Source organism: Streptococcus nidrosiense, from assembly GCF_042140045.1.
In the GTDB taxonomy this organism is placed as follows: domain Bacteria; phylum Bacillota; class Bacilli; order Lactobacillales; family Streptococcaceae; genus Streptococcus; species Streptococcus nidrosiense.
The window spans coordinates 245,514-259,840 of record NZ_CP152419.1 but is presented as its reverse complement, the minus strand read 5'-3'; the positions used below and the strand labels follow the sequence as shown (position 1 = coordinate 259,840).

Sequence of the window (14,327 nt, the reverse complement as noted above, 5' to 3'; positions counted from 1 at the left end):
GTCAAGAAAAAAGTTCAAAAATTGCCAAAAAAGTTAAAATTTTTTAAAAATAGGTCGCAAGTCCGATGTTTTTTATGGTATAATAGTCTAAACTGATAGTAACATGTAGCGAAAGGGGTAGGTACATGATCAAAATTTATACAGTCTCAAGTTGTACTAGCTGTAAAAAAGCGAAGACCTGGCTCAATGCCCACCAGTTAAGTTATAAAGAACAAAACCTCGGTAAGGAAGGAATCACGAGAGAAGAACTACTTGATATTTTGACAAAAACAGACAATGGAATTGCAAGTATCGTATCATCGAAAAATCGTTATGCAAAGGCCCTTGGTGTTGATATCGAAGATTTGAGTGTCAATGAAGTGCTCAACCTAATCATGGAAACACCACGTATCTTGAAAAGTCCGATTCTTGTAGATGAGAAACGCCTACAAGTTGGCTATAAAGAAGACGATATCCGTGCCTTTTTGCCACGCTCTGTCCGTAATGTGGAAAATGCAGAAGCGCGTTTACGTGCGGCTCTATAAAACATCAAGGCTGGGAGTGACTCCTGGCCTTCTCTAATATTTAAATTTTTAAATTGGATAACATGTGAGGATTTATGAAAAAGTTAGTCATTGGAACATTCGCAGCACTATTTTTGCTCGTTGGATGTGGTCAGAAAAAAGAAACAGCAGCTTCAACTACTGAGAGTTCTCAAGAAGCCCTACAGTCTACCTTGCCCGTATTAGAAAATGCAACCAAGAATACAGTTGTTACTAAGACCTTGGTTTTGCCAGCTGATGAGAGTGGTGCTCAGCAAACTCAAATCATTACCTACAAAGGCAATCAATTTTTAAGCTTGACCATTCAGCAAAAGCGTCCTGTATCAGAAGATTTAAAAAATTATATTTCTGAGCGAGGATTAGATGAAGCTAAAAAAGCTCTAAAAGAAGCTGAGGACAAGGATGAGTCTGTTCAAGCGGCTCGAAAAATTTCAGGATTTACCATTGAAACGACTCTTTTAAATGAGAAAGAAATGGAAACCAAGACTAGCTATGATTTCCAAACACTGGATCTCAAAAAAGCAAGTGAAAACGAATACTTAAAGAATGTTGGACTGGAAAATCTATTGAAAAACGAACCAGAGGACTATATTGCTAATCGTGTTGCAAATGGGGCAACAGTCCAGTAAAAAGTCAGAGAAAATCAGCAGAATCAGACTGTGTGATTTGTAGAACGACCGCGAATGTGCTATAATAGTACTATTCTAAGGAAAGAGGGTGTTAGAATGGGATTTACTGAAGAAACCGTACGTTTTAAATTGGACGATTCCAATAAAAAAGAAATCAGTGAAACATTGACAGATGTCTATGCTTCTTTGAATGAAAAGGGCTATAACCCTATTAACCAGATCGTGGGCTATGTTCTCAGTGGAGACCCAGCTTACGTTCCTCGTTATAACAATGCACGAAATCAAATCCGTAAGTATGAGCGAGATGAAATCGTTGAAGAACTGGTTCGCTACTACCTTAAAGGACAAGGAGTCGATCTATAATCTATGAGAATTATGGGATTGGACGTTGGTTCCAAAACGGTAGGAGTAGCGATTAGCGATCCGTTAGGTTTTACGGCACAAGGGCTTGAAATCATCCAAATCAATGAAGATCAAGGTCAGTTTGGTTTTGAACGCCTCAAGGAACTCGTTGAAACCTATAAGGTAGACCGTTTTGTTGTTGGTTTGCCTAAAAACATGAACAATACCAGCGGACCGCGCGTGGAAGCCAGTCAAGCCTATGGAGCCAAACTAGAAGAACTCTTTGGTCTACCGGTAGAGTATCAAGATGAACGCCTAACTACGGTCGCTGCAGAGCGTATGTTGATTGAGCAAGCGGATATTAGTCGCAATAAGCGTAAAAAAGTTATTGATAAATTAGCCGCTCAATTGATTTTGCAAAATTATTTAGATAGAAAATTTTAAGACAGAGGAGAAACTATGTCACACGATCACAACCACGATCACGAAGAACGTGAACTTATTACACTTGTAGATGAGCAAGGAAACGAAACTTTATTTGAAATCCTTTTGACTATTGACGGAAAAGAAGAATTTGGTAAAAACTATGTCCTTCTTGTACCAGTTAATGCAGAAGAAGATGAAAACGGTGAAGTTGAAATCCAAGCTTATTCATTCATCGAAAATGAAGATGGAACAGAAGGTGAATTGCAACCAATCCCTGAAGATTCAGAAGATGAATGGAACATGATTGAAGAAGTCTTCAACAGCTTTATGGAGGAGTAAAAACATCCGGGGGATGTTTTTAGCCCAACTCCTAGAAACTGGAGAGAGTTGGATCATCCGGGGAACGTTTTTACCCTTGCTTCTAGAAATAAGAAAAAGCAGGAACGTTCGGGGAACGTTTTTAGCTCTGCGCTAGAAATTGGAAACGCAGGCAGTCTGGGAGACTGTATCAGCCCAGTTCCTTGAAATAAGAGAGAACTGGTAATTCCGGGGGGCATTTTTCTCCCATACTAGAATTAAATACTAGCTAATGAAGTAAAAAGCGAAGAGAATCTTCGCTTTTTTATTAAGGATTAAGGAGATTAAGCGTGTTTGAAGTAGAAAAATGGCTTCATAGTCGAATCGGTTTGAATTTCAGATCAGGTTTGGGGCGGATGAAGAGAGCGGTAGACTTGCTGGGGAACCCTGAGCAAGCCTATCCTATTATCCATGTGACAGGGACAAATGGAAAGGGTTCAACCATCGCCTTTATGAGAGAGCTCTTTGTTTCGCACGGCAAGAAGGTGGGGACCTTTACTTCGCCCCACATTGTTAGCATTCATGATCGGATTTGTATCAATGGTCAACCTATATCGGACGCAGACTTTATCCGTTTGGCAAATCAAGTTAAGGAAATGGAGCAAAGACTTCTAGAGACACATGATCAATTGTCTTTTTTTGAATTGTTAACAGTGATTGCTTTGCTTTATTTTAAAGAACAAGAGGTGGATCTAGTTCTATTAGAAGTTGGGATTGGTGGACTTCTTGATACCACTAATGTGGTGACTGGAGAGATTGCAGTTATTACTTCAATCGGCCTAGATCATCAGGAGACCTTGGGCAATAGTCTGGAAGAAATCGCTGAACAGAAAGCAGGAATTTTTAAGCAAGGAAGAGCAGCAGTGATTGCAAACTTAGCTCCTGAATCCCAGCTCGTTTGTCAAAAGATAGCAGAAGATTTAGATGTCACTCTCTACCAAGCTGACCGAGATTTTTCTTTCAAATCAGGACATTTTTCTTCTTCTCTAGCGGATTTGACCCGACTAAAACTGGGTTTGGAAGGAGCTTATCAAGAGGAGAATGCTGCTTTGGCTTTGCAGGCATTTCTGTTGTTTATGACAGAGAGAGGTGAAAAAGTCAATGGGGAAGCTATCCGGTGTGCTTTGAAAACAACCAGCTGGGCTGGGCGTCTAGAAGCTGTTACGGAGCATATTTATCTAGATGGTGCCCATAATCTACCGGCTTTAGAACGATTGGTTGAATTTATCCAGGAAAAAATTCAGCAAGGTTATCAACCTCAAATCCTTTTTGGTGCTTTAAAGCGTAAAGATTACAGTGGCATGCTTGGTTATCTGACAGATCATTTACCTGATACAGCTCTCTATGTGACGAGTTTTGACTATCAGGGATCTTTGGAGGAGCAGGATTTGAGCGGCTATCATAGAGTTGCTTCCTATCGAGACTTTATGGATGATTTTGAAAAGTCTGCAGGGGAGAAAGACTTACTGTTTGTTACAGGTTCCCTCTATTTTATATCTGAAGTTCGTGCCTACCTTATAAAAACATAGTTGCTTGATTGACCTTGTTTCCTTTATTTGATATAGTATAAGTGGAATAGTTCTGCAGTTTTTCTGCCTTAGCTCCTGAAAGGAAGGAGACATTATGTCACTAAAAAAATTTACACTTTCTCTTGCTACTGTGGCAAGTCTTAGTGTTTTAGTTGCTTGTTCGTCAACAGCTAAATCGACACCTTCATCCCAAGCAAGCACTAGCTCTGAAGCGAGCACTAGTCAAGTATCAGAAACCAGTGCTTCTAGTTCTACTACTAGTACAAAGACTGACACAACTACTAATATAGATGGGACCTACAAGGGCCAAGACGAGGGTGATAGCATTACTCTTGTAGTTACTGGAAATACCGGAACGTGGACAGAAGTTGAAGCGGACGGAGATCAAGAGGTTAAGAAGGTGACCTTCGAACCAGAAAATCAGAAAGTCATCATCGGTGATGATGTCAAGATTTATGTGGCAGAAGAGAACCAGATTATTATCGATGACATGGGCCGCGGCGTTTCTGATCGTATTGTCTTAAAAAAATAGATATTCTGTAAGGATTTGGATCTGTAAAAGACGGATTCAAATCCTTTTTTCATTGACTTTGAACTCAAAAAAATTCCATACTTTTAAGATAGCTAATGTCTACCACAAAAGTATAGAATGAGTGAAATTAAAGAAATCGTTCTTGTAAAAACTGAGCGACGCCATCTTCTTCGTTGGTTAATGGTAATTGCTCGTCTGCGAAAGGTAACAGAGCAGGATTTGCGTTTTTCATAGCATAGCCTTTACCTGCAAAAGAAAGCATTTCTTGGTCATTGTGTTCGTCACCAAAGGCAATCAAATTCTGTTTGTCTATATTCATGACATTGAGAAGATATTCAAGGGCAAAGGCCTTGTGAACTCCTTTGGGAGTACATTCAAGGATATTTAAGGGACCACCCCAAGTATTAATATTGAGTTGGTGCTTGTAAAAGCTATTCATCTCTTCTGCCAGCGCATATTTATCGTCTGCCCTAGTTTGTAATAAAATACAGTTAGGCCCCTTGGTCACTAAATCAGACTGGAATTGATTTTCTGGGCGAAAGTTTTCAACACCAAATAATTTAGGATCAGCAATTTCTTTGTCCGGGGCTGTAATGTAAAACTTTTTACGGTATTCACCTGCGATAAAGTCTGCCTCAATCTCCTCTTTTCGTTTCACGATATCCAAGAGGTATTTTTTGTCCACAGTCAGACACTTTTCATGTTTCCAAGTCTTACCTGGCAGATGAGTGAGTGAGCCGTTGAAGTTGATCATAGGGGTTTCAAGTTCAAGTTGGTCATAAAAATCTTTGGCCATACGGTAAGGGCGACCAGTTGCGATAACAACTTGGTGGCCTTTTTTAGAGATTTTCTTAATCGTTTCAATAGTAAAATCAGAAAGTTTGCTTTCAGAGTTGAGCAAGGTTCCGTCCAAATCGACGGCAATCATTTTTTTAGTCATAAAATCCTCCCGAATCTAGTTTCAGATAAGATGTTTTCTATTATATCAGAAAGTGACTAGAAAAGCTGATAATAAGCGAAAATAAAGAGAATAATATCTCATAAGAATTTTTAAAATTAGAAAAAACATCTTGAAAAGATGAATGATTGGTGATATAATGGTAGTATTGTTCGTAAAATGACAAAGGAGATTAAAAATGGACAAACTATTTAAACTAAAAGAGCACGGGACAGATGTCCGTACAGAGGTTCTTGCTGGTTTAACAACTTTCTTTGCAATGAGTTATATTCTCTTTGTAAACCCTCAAATGCTTTCACAAACAGGAATGCCTGTTCAGGGTGTATTCTTGGCGACAATTATCGGTTCTGTTGTGGGAACTTTAATGATGGCCTTCTATGCTAACTTGCCATATGCGCAAGCTCCAGGTATGGGACTAAATGCCTTCTTCACATTTACCGTCGTATTTGGGATGGGTTATAAATGGCAAGAAGCTCTTGGAATGGTCTTCATCTGTGGGATTATTTCATTGATTATTACATTGACCAATGTTCGTAAAATGATCATCGAATCTATTCCTACAACTCTTCGTTCAGCGATTTCAGCTGGTATTGGGGTTTTCCTTGCTTATGTTGGGATTAAGAATGCTGGTCTCTTGAAATTCTCGATTGACCCAGGTACCTATACAGTAGCAGGTGAAGGAGCAGATAAGGCTCAAGCAGCACTTACTGCAAACTCAGCAGCTGTTCCAGGATTGGTAGACTTCAACTCTCCAGCTGTCTTGGTAGCTCTTGCAGGTCTTGCCATTACTATCTTCTTCGTTGTTAAGGGGATCAAAGGTGGTATCATCCTTTCTATTTTGACAACGACAGTTCTTGCGATTGCTGTTGGTCTTGTTGATTTGTCTAGCATTGACTTTGCAAGCAATAATCTTTCATCAGCCGTTAATGACCTAGGAACTTTGTTTGGTGCTGCTCTTGGTTCAGAAGGATTGGGATCTCTGATTTCAAACACTTCTCGTTTGCCAGAAACCTTGATGGCCATTCTTGCCTTCTCATTGACAGATATTTTTGATACTATCGGTACTCTTATCGGTACTGGTGAAAAAGTTGGTATCATTGCAACAAGTGGTGAAAACCATGAGTCAGCTAAATTGGATAAGGCTCTTTACTCTGACTTGGTGGCAACTTCAGTAGGTGCCATTGCAGGTACTTCAAACGTTACAACTTATGTTGAGTCTGCAGCGGGTATCGGTGCTGGTGGACGTACTGGTTTGACAGCTTTGGTTGTTGCCATCTGTTTTGCCCTATCAAGCTTCTTTAGCCCACTTCTAGCAATCGTTCCAACAGCTGCAACTGCACCAATTTTGATCATCGTCGGAATTATGATGCTTTCTAACTTGAAAAATATCCCTTGGGATGATATGGCTGAAGCTGTTCCAGCTTTCTTCACATCTATCTTTATGGGATTCAGCTACTCAATCACACAAGGGATTGCCGTTGGTTTCTTAACTTATACTTTGACGAAGGTTGTCAAAGGTCAAGTGAAAGATGTGCATGTCATGATTTGGATTTTGGATGCCTTGTTTATCTTGAACTACATCAGTATGGCTCTTAACTAATGACAAAAACTAAAAAAAGAGGGGAGTCTCCTCTTTTTTTGTTGATGGAAATATCACAAAATAAAACTTTTTGGTATAATAAATACATGTACACAAAAAATGAAGATGAGTTGATTGCACTTGGGGAAGACTTAGGGCATTTGTTAGAAAAAAATGATGTGTTGATTTTGACTGGTGAATTAGGTGCTGGGAAAACAACGCTAACAAAGGGTCTGGCTAAGGGATTAGGCATTCATCAAATGATTAAGAGTCCTACTTATACCATTGTTAGAGAATATGAAGGACGTCTACCCTTGTATCACTTAGATGTTTATCGCATCGAAGGGGATGCAGATTCTATCGACTTGGATGAATTCCTTTTTGGTTCAGGTGTAACGGTTATTGAGTGGGGACATCTATTGGGGGAAAATCTTCCATCAGATTATCTGGAGTTAGAAATCCTTAAAAAAGATGAGGGCCGAGAAATCGTCTTTCATGCTCATGGCCAAAGAGCGACAGAACTTTTGAAAGGATTGACGGATGGAGTATGATCTTTTAATCCGTGAAGCGGAAGCCCAGGATGCTTCAGCGGTCATTGCTCTCTTAGATCAAATTGGTCAAGAGACTAGTTTTACCAGTCTGGATGAAAATGGGATTGCAATGAGTGGGTCTGAGATGCAACATTTTTTGGATAAGCAGGCCCAGTCGGATAATCAAATTACCCTACTCGCTTTTTTGAATGATGAGTTAGTAGGAATCATCAATATAACAGCTGATCAACGTCCGCGAGTCCGTCATATTGGAGATGTCTTTTTAGGAATAAAAAAAGCTTACTGGGGAAATGGTCTCGGTAGTGTCCTGATGGAAGAAGCTATTGAATGGGCCAAATCAAGTGGTAGTATTCGACGTCTACAATTGACAGTTCAAAAAAGAAATCTTGCTGCGGTGCATCTGTATGAAAAAATGGGTTTTATCATAGAAGGATTACAGGAACGTGGTGCTTGTATAGAAGGAGGAGAGTTTCTAGATGTTTACCTAATGGGTCAACTGATAGACGAATAAGAGTATGGCAAAAAAGATAATCGGAATGTTTTTAGGCTTTGTTCTTGTGACAGTACTTGGTGTGGGAGCTTATGCCTATACGATCTACCAACAGAGTACGCAGACTTTGGCTAAAACCTATAAAAAAATCGGAGAAGAAACCAAGGTCATTGAAGCGACCGAACCTCTGACGATTTTGCTTATGGGCGTGGACACAGGGAATGTTGAACGTACAGATCCATGGGCTGGTAATAGTGATTCAATGATCTTGGTGACGGTGAATCCTAAAACCAAGAAGACAGTCATGATGAGTTTGGAGCGTGATATTCTCACACAAATCCAGCAGCCAGATGGTAGTGTAATAGAGGCTAAACTCAATGCCGCCTATGCCAATGGTGGAGCAGAGTTGTCTATTTCAACGATTCAAAAAATGATGAATATCCATATCGACCGCTATGTGATGGTCAATATGCATGGACTTCAAAGAATGGTTGATGCTGTGGGTGGTATTACAGTGAACAACACTCTAGGCTTCCCAATCTCTATCCAAGATCAGGAACCATTTAATACGATTTCTATCGGTGTTGGCGAACAGAAGCTAAATGGTGAAGAAGCCCTTGTTTATTCACGTATGCGTTATCAGGATCCAGAAGGAGACTATGGTCGTCAAAAACGTCAGCGTGAAGTGATTCAAAAAGTTGTCGAGAAGATTCTTAGTTTGAATAGTGTGAGTCACTATCAAGAGATTCTGAAGGCTCTTAGCGATAATATGCAGACAAATATCGAAATTACAACGACAACGATTCCTCAGTTGATGGGTTATCAAGATTCATTTAAAAATATTGAGTCTCAACAATTGCGTGGAGAGGACGCAATGCTTCAAGGGACATCTTACCAAATCGTGACATCTGAGCATATGTTAGAGATGCAAAATCTTTTACGCCGTTCGCTCGGGCAACCAGAGGTTACGAATTTGGAGACTAATGTAGTCTTGTATGAGAATCTTTATGGTCAGGGTCAGTTGCCTCAATCTACTAGTGTTGCAGTAGAAGAATTAGAATAATAGGAAACTATTCATCAAATCGTAGGAATTATCCTGCGATTTTTTCAAAGAAATCCGAATAGGTAAGTAGGAGGAAAAAATGAAAGCAGAAATTATAGCTGTTGGAACAGAGATTTTGACAGGTCAGATTGTCAATACCAATGCGCAATTCTTGTCTGAAAAGTTGGCTGAAATCGGTGTAGATGTCTATTTTCAGACGGCTGTAGGAGATAACGAGGCTCGTCTCTTATCCTTGTTAGAAATTGCTCAGAATCGCAGTAGTCTAGTTATTTTAACAGGTGGCTTGGGGCCAACGGAAGATGATTTGACCAAGCAAACTTTAGCCCAATTTTTAGGACGTGACTTGACTTTTGATCCTCAGGCTCAGGCTAAGCTGGATGACTTTTTTGCTCACCGACCAGACTATGCTCGAACTCCAAATAATGAACGCCAGGCTCAAATTGTTCAAGGTTCAACTCCATTACCAAACGAAACAGGGCTAGCAGTAGGTGGCATGATTGAAGTGGCTGGGGTAACCTACGTCGTTCTACCAGGACCTCCAAGTGAATTGAAACCTATGGTCTTAAATGAGCTGCTTCCGAGATTGACAACGGGCTCTAAACTCTATTCACGTGTGCTGCGTTTCTTTGGGATTGGCGAGAGCCAGTTAGTGACCATTCTATCAGATTTAATTGACCAGCAGACAGATCCAACCTTAGCACCTTATGCTAAAACTGGGGAAGTGACCCTTCGCATATCGACCAAGGCTAAGAGTCAAGAAGAAGCGGATCGTGTTCTAGATACTCTAGAACAAAAAATCCTTGAAAGAGAAACCTTTGAGGGTGTTTTACTTCGAGAAATTTGCTATGGCTATGGGGAAGAAACCAGCTTGGCTAGCCTGGTAGTAGAAGAGTTGAAAAAGCAAAAGAAAACCATTACCGCAGCAGAAAGCTTGACTGCAGGTCTTTTTCAAGCTACTTTGGCAGATTTTTCAGGTGTATCTGCTATTTTTAAAGGTGGTTTTGTGACTTATAGCCTTGAAGAAAAAGCAAAAATGCTTGATATTCCACAGGCTGAATTGGAAAAATATGGAGTCGTCTCAGCCTTTACTGCTGAAAAAATGGCTGAACAGGCGCGCATCAAAACCCAGTCAGATTTTGGAATTAGTTTGACAGGAGTGGCTGGACCAGACAGCCTAGAAGGACATCCAGCAGGTACAGTCTTTATCGCTTTGGCACAAGTTTCGGGTACAGAAGTTGTCCAGGCAAATATCGCAGGTAGAAGTCGTGGAGATGTGCGAGAAATTGCAGTCCTACATGCCTTTAACCTAGTTCGCAAAGCTTTATTAAGTGCTGGAGATTTGTTATAATAGAAGAAGGTCTTAGGACTATTAGAATATAGGAGAACAAAATGGCGAAAAAACCAACAAAAAAATTAGACGAAATTGGCAAAAAATTTGGTGCTGATCGTGAAAAAGCCCTAAACGATGCCCTTAAATTGATTGAAAAAGATTTCGGTAAGGGATCAATCATGCGCTTGGGTGAACGTGCAGAGCAAAAGGTCCAAGTGATGAGCTCAGGTTCTTTGGCTCTTGATATCGCACTCGGATCAGGTGGTTATCCAAAGGGACGTATCATCGAAATCTACGGGCCAGAATCATCAGGTAAGACAACGGTTGCCCTTCATGCGGTAGCGCAAGCGCAAAAAGAAGGCGGAATTGCTGCCTTTATCGATGCGGAGCACGCTCTTGATCCAGCCTATGCAGCAGCGCTTGGTGTTAATATCGATGAATTGCTCTTGTCACAACCAGATTCAGGTGAGCAAGGTCTTGAAATTGCTGGGAAATTGATTGACTCAGGTGCAGTTGATCTTGTTGTTATCGACTCAGTTGCTGCCCTTGTACCTCGTGCAGAAATCGATGGAGATATCGGAGATAGCCACGTTGGTCTTCAAGCTCGTATGATGAGCCAGGCTATGCGTAAACTCGGAGCTTCTATTAATAAGACTAAGACAATTGCTATCTTTATCAATCAATTGCGTGAAAAAGTAGGGGTTATGTTTGGTAATCCAGAGACAACTCCTGGTGGACGTGCCCTTAAATTCTACGCTTCTGTCCGTTTGGATGTTCGTGGAAGCACACAAATCAAGGGAACTGGTGACCAAAAAGATACGAGCGTAGGTAAGGAAACCAAGATTAAGGTTGTTAAAAACAAGGTAGCTCCACCATTCAAAGAAGCCTTTGTTGAAATCATGTATGGTGAAGGAATTTCAAGAACTGGTGAGCTTTTGAAGATTGCAAGTGATCTTGACATCATCAAGAAAGCAGGAGCATGGTATTCTTACAAAGACGAAAAGATTGGTCAAGGTTCTGAAAATGCTAAGAAATACTTGGCAGATCACCCAGAAGTCTTTGATGAGATTGACCACCAAGTTCGTGTCAAGTTTGGCTTGATTGAAGATGATGCGGTAGCTGATGAAAAAGTTGCACCTGCGGAATCAGAAGTAGCTAATCAAGAAGTGACTCTTGATCTTGGCGATGATCTTGAAATCGAAATTGAAGATTAAAAAGTAAAAGTGGCGGAGGAATCCCCACTTTTTCTGTTCTTTGGACTAAGGAACCGAAACAATGAGAGCTTAAGAATTGCTAATACTCTTCGAAAATCAAATTCAAACCACGTCAGCGTCGCCTTGCCGTACTCAAGTACAGCCTGTGGCTAGCTTCCTAGTTTGCTCTTTGATTTTCATTGAGTATAAAACTAGCATCTACAGATAAAAAGTAGAAAGACTATTGAAAAAGATTTGATTTGATGATAAAATAAAAAGAAAAATTAGTATTAGGAGATTATTATGGAAAAACGTCTAGTTCGTAATGTTCAAGATAAAAAGATTGCTGGTGTTTGTGCAGGTCTTGCTGACTACTTAGATATGGACCAAACATTGGTTCGTGCTATTTGGATTCTCTTCACATTGCTAGGTGGATCAGGAATTCTTGCTTACCTCATTCTTTGGCTCATCATGCCAGAAGCTGGAACAGAAGCGTAAACTTAGTGCATCTTTATAAGATAAATCATGATAAGGCTGGGACAAAATTGTTTTAGCCTTATTTATGATGTGCTGGGGAAAGTTTTGTCAAATTTTCTTCTTAATTTATTTTGAAATAACAAAAAATCACCTACGACAGGTGATTGTATATTGATTACAGAGAAAATTACAAATCTTTAATGGAGACTCAAGGTTGCTATCCAGACTAGTGTTCACTAAAGCGACGGTACTCGATGTGGAAGTCAAAATAATTTTCTTCTTGTAATTTTTGAAAGATATCACGGTAGGCTTCTTCATCAAAATGGTCACCACGATATAGAATCTCAAAACTAAGACCTTCGTACTCCAAAAAAGCATTGGCTGTTTTGAAGCTGTTTTGTTTATAGAATTCCATGCGAGCTTTTCGCTGTTCAAGGTTATCGCATTCCTCATCCAAACGCTCCACTTCAAGAATCATGGTGCGCTGGTAAAAATCAATGAGTTTTTTAATAATTTCTCTCCCGTAGCCATGACTGCGGAGATGGGGCATAATGGCAAAAAAGCTGATGTAGAATGCTTTTTGATTGGCAATAGCAAAAGCGAAGCCAACAAATTCTTCCTCGTTATAAAAAGCGAAAAAGTGAGCGTCATCCCTATCTTGGTAACGTAAAAATTCTTCCAAAGGTACCCTTTCTTCTTCAGGAAAGGCTTCCTTGTTTAATTGGTCAACTTTTTCAAGATCTGGGAATACATCTGTAATTAACTGGCTGGTTAAGGTCATACCTAACCTCCTTTTCTGTCATGATTATACCAGATTGTCTGTATATAGGCAACGCTTTCTTATCCAAACTCTCTTGTTCCCCTACTAGAAAGCTGATATAATAAGCCTTATGAATAAAAAATCAACGGTGGACCTGATTCATGGTCCCATTCTTCCTTCACTGATTAGTTTTGCATTACCGATTTTACTGTCCAATATCTTTCAGCAACTTTATAATACGGCTGATATTTTGATTGTTGGACGTTTTCTAGGGCCAGACTCCTTGGCGGCTGTTGGGGCAACAACGGCTATCTTTGACTTGATTATCGGTTTTGCTCTCGGAGTTGGCAATGGAATGGGAGTGGTGATTGCCCGCTATTATGGAGCCCGTAACTTTTCGAAGATTAAAGAAGCTGTCGCAGCCACTTGGATCTTAGGAGCCCTTTTAAGTGTGATTGTTATGACGATAGGCTTTGTCGGCCTCTATCCACTTCTCCAATATCTGGAAACTCCTACAGAGATTCTCCCCCAGTCTTATGAATACATCTCAATGATTGTCAGCTGTGTGGGAGTTAGCTTTGCTTATAATCTCTTTGCAGGATTACTACGCTCGATTGGTGACAGCCTTGCGGCGCTTGCCTTTCTTATCTTTTCAGCCATTGTTAACGTCATTCTAGATTTATATTTTATTACACAACTGCAGTTGGGAGTTCAGTCTGCAGGTCTTGCAACCATTATCTCCCAGGGTTTGTCAGCTATCCTTTGTTATCTCTATATCCGAAAGAGTGTTCCAGAGCTCCTTCCTAGGTGGAAGGATTTCAAATGGAATAAGGCTCTCTATGTCGATCTCTTGGAGCAGGGGCTAGCTATGGGCTTGATGGGTTCAATCGTCTCTGTAGGAAGTGTCATCTTACAATCCTCTGTCAATAGTTTTGGAGCAGTCATTATCAGCGCTCAGACGGCAGCACGCCGAATCATGGCCTTTGCCTTATTGCCAATGACGGCTATTTCAGCCTCTATGACCACATTTATCTCTCAAAACTTTGGGGCAAAACGACCAGAACGTATTGTTCACGGTCTTCGACTAGGGAGTTATATCAGTATGGCTTGGGCGAGCTTTGCCTGTATTTTCCTATTTTTTGCAAGTCCTACTCTGGTTTCTTTCCTGGCAAGTTCGACGGACGGCTACTTGATTGAAAATGGGACTTTATACCTACGCATCAGTTCTGTATTCTATCCATTTTTGAGTCTTTTATTGATCTATAGAAATAGCTTACAAGGGCTAGGTCAAAAGTTCCTACCTCTCGTATCTAGCTTTATCGAGTTATTTGGGAAAATCGTGTTTGTGGCTTGGATTATTCCTTGGACAGGCTATACAGGTGTTATTCTATGTGAGCCCCTTCTCTGGCTAGTTATGACTGCTCAACTTTACTTCTCACTTTCCAAGCATCCATGGATCAAAGAAGGTAAGAAAATCTTGGTTGCTGGTGGGAAATCCTAGCTTGATTTACAAAAGAAAAATCCATTTCCTCTAGTGAAAATCAGGTAGACTTGTGTTATAATAAGAAA

General features: G+C 40.3%; 17 protein-coding genes. 15 read left to right on the top strand and 2 right to left on the bottom strand.

What is annotated here, in order from left to right; all coding sequences use genetic code 11:
• The first annotated feature begins 125 nt into the window (after positions 1-125).
• From spx to AAFQ93_RS01220, 7 genes are all read left to right on the top strand, one after another.
• Positions 126-524, top strand: a complete 399-nt coding sequence (spx, locus tag AAFQ93_RS01250) for a transcriptional regulator Spx (protein WP_000591165.1) — start codon at positions 126-128, stop codon at positions 522-524.
• A gap of 74 nt (positions 525-598) precedes the next feature.
• Positions 599-1,171 (top strand): SP0191 family lipoprotein, encoded by a 573-nt coding sequence (locus AAFQ93_RS01245; protein ID WP_000737513.1) that lies wholly within the window; start codon positions 599-601, stop codon positions 1,169-1,171.
• A 96-nt stretch (positions 1,172-1,267) separates the two neighbouring features.
• A complete protein-coding gene (locus AAFQ93_RS01240) occupies positions 1,268-1,534 on the top strand; it encodes an IreB family regulatory phosphoprotein (protein WP_000507060.1) in 267 nt (88 codons plus the stop codon).
• A 3-nt stretch (positions 1,535-1,537) separates the two neighbouring features.
• Positions 1,538-1,957, top strand: a complete 420-nt coding sequence (gene ruvX, locus AAFQ93_RS01235; protein ID WP_049502846.1) for a Holliday junction resolvase RuvX — start codon at positions 1,538-1,540, stop codon at positions 1,955-1,957.
• A gap of 15 nt (positions 1,958-1,972) precedes the next feature.
• A complete protein-coding gene (locus AAFQ93_RS01230) occupies positions 1,973-2,278 on the top strand; it encodes a DUF1292 domain-containing protein (protein WP_000017624.1) in 306 nt (101 codons plus the stop codon).
• Between the two features lie 308 nt (positions 2,279-2,586).
• Complete coding sequence (locus AAFQ93_RS01225) at positions 2,587-3,825, top strand: bifunctional folylpolyglutamate synthase/dihydrofolate synthase (RefSeq protein ID WP_375555401.1); 1,239 nt, start codon at positions 2,587-2,589, stop codon at positions 3,823-3,825.
• A gap of 94 nt (positions 3,826-3,919) precedes the next feature.
• Complete coding sequence (locus AAFQ93_RS01220) at positions 3,920-4,357, top strand: SP_0198 family lipoprotein (protein ID WP_375555400.1); 438 nt, start codon at positions 3,920-3,922, stop codon at positions 4,355-4,357.
• Between the two features lie 127 nt (positions 4,358-4,484).
• Here the strand turns inward: AAFQ93_RS01220 and AAFQ93_RS01215 are convergent, their stop codons facing one another.
• The gene (locus AAFQ93_RS01215; RefSeq protein WP_375555399.1) at positions 4,485-5,297 is read right to left on the bottom strand and encodes a Cof-type HAD-IIB family hydrolase; all 813 of its coding nucleotides are present in this window, start codon (positions 5,295-5,297) and stop codon (positions 4,485-4,487) included.
• A gap of 196 nt (positions 5,298-5,493) precedes the next feature.
• Here AAFQ93_RS01215 and AAFQ93_RS01210 point away from each other — a divergent pair, with 196 nt between their 5' ends.
• The 7 genes from AAFQ93_RS01210 (at position 5,494) to AAFQ93_RS01180 (ending at position 12,019) form a co-directional block, all read left to right on the top strand.
• Positions 5,494-6,915, top strand: coding sequence for an NCS2 family permease (locus tag AAFQ93_RS01210; RefSeq protein ID WP_375555398.1), 1,422 nt, complete (start codon positions 5,494-5,496; stop codon positions 6,913-6,915).
• 86 nt (positions 6,916-7,001) lie between these two features.
• Positions 7,002-7,445 (top strand): tRNA (adenosine(37)-N6)-threonylcarbamoyltransferase complex ATPase subunit type 1 TsaE, encoded by a 444-nt coding sequence (gene tsaE / locus AAFQ93_RS01205; protein WP_045762634.1) that lies wholly within the window; start codon positions 7,002-7,004, stop codon positions 7,443-7,445.
• Entirely contained in the window at positions 7,435-7,956 is a 522-nt protein-coding gene (locus AAFQ93_RS01200) for a GNAT family N-acetyltransferase (RefSeq protein WP_375555397.1), read from the top strand. Before tsaE ends, AAFQ93_RS01200 begins: the two co-directional genes overlap by 11 nt.
• A gap of 4 nt (positions 7,957-7,960) precedes the next feature.
• Positions 7,961-8,998, top strand: coding sequence for a biofilm formation/cell division transcriptional regulator BrpA (brpA, locus tag AAFQ93_RS01195; protein WP_049502894.1), 1,038 nt, complete (start codon positions 7,961-7,963; stop codon positions 8,996-8,998).
• A gap of 79 nt (positions 8,999-9,077) precedes the next feature.
• Entirely contained in the window at positions 9,078-10,346 is a 1,269-nt protein-coding gene (locus tag AAFQ93_RS01190; protein WP_375555396.1) for a competence/damage-inducible protein A, read from the top strand.
• A gap of 41 nt (positions 10,347-10,387) precedes the next feature.
• On the top strand, positions 10,388-11,542 hold the full coding sequence (gene recA, locus AAFQ93_RS01185; RefSeq protein ID WP_045762591.1) for a recombinase RecA: 1,155 nt from the start codon (positions 10,388-10,390) through the stop codon (positions 11,540-11,542).
• 282 nt (positions 11,543-11,824) lie between these two features.
• Positions 11,825-12,019 (top strand): PspC domain-containing protein, encoded by a 195-nt coding sequence (locus tag AAFQ93_RS01180; RefSeq protein ID WP_049502854.1) that lies wholly within the window; start codon positions 11,825-11,827, stop codon positions 12,017-12,019.
• A gap of 205 nt (positions 12,020-12,224) precedes the next feature.
• Here AAFQ93_RS01180 and AAFQ93_RS01175 read toward each other — a convergent pair whose 3' ends face one another.
• On the bottom strand, positions 12,225-12,779 hold the full coding sequence (locus tag AAFQ93_RS01175; protein WP_223140280.1) for a GNAT family N-acetyltransferase: 555 nt from the start codon (positions 12,777-12,779) through the stop codon (positions 12,225-12,227).
• Positions 12,780-12,888: 109 nt separating this feature from the next.
• On the opposite strand from AAFQ93_RS01175, the gene AAFQ93_RS01170 reads away from it, so the two are divergent.
• The gene (locus tag AAFQ93_RS01170; RefSeq protein WP_223140279.1) at positions 12,889-14,259 is read left to right on the top strand and encodes an MATE family efflux transporter; all 1,371 of its coding nucleotides are present in this window, start codon (positions 12,889-12,891) and stop codon (positions 14,257-14,259) included.
• Positions 14,260-14,327: the final 68 nt, after the last annotated feature.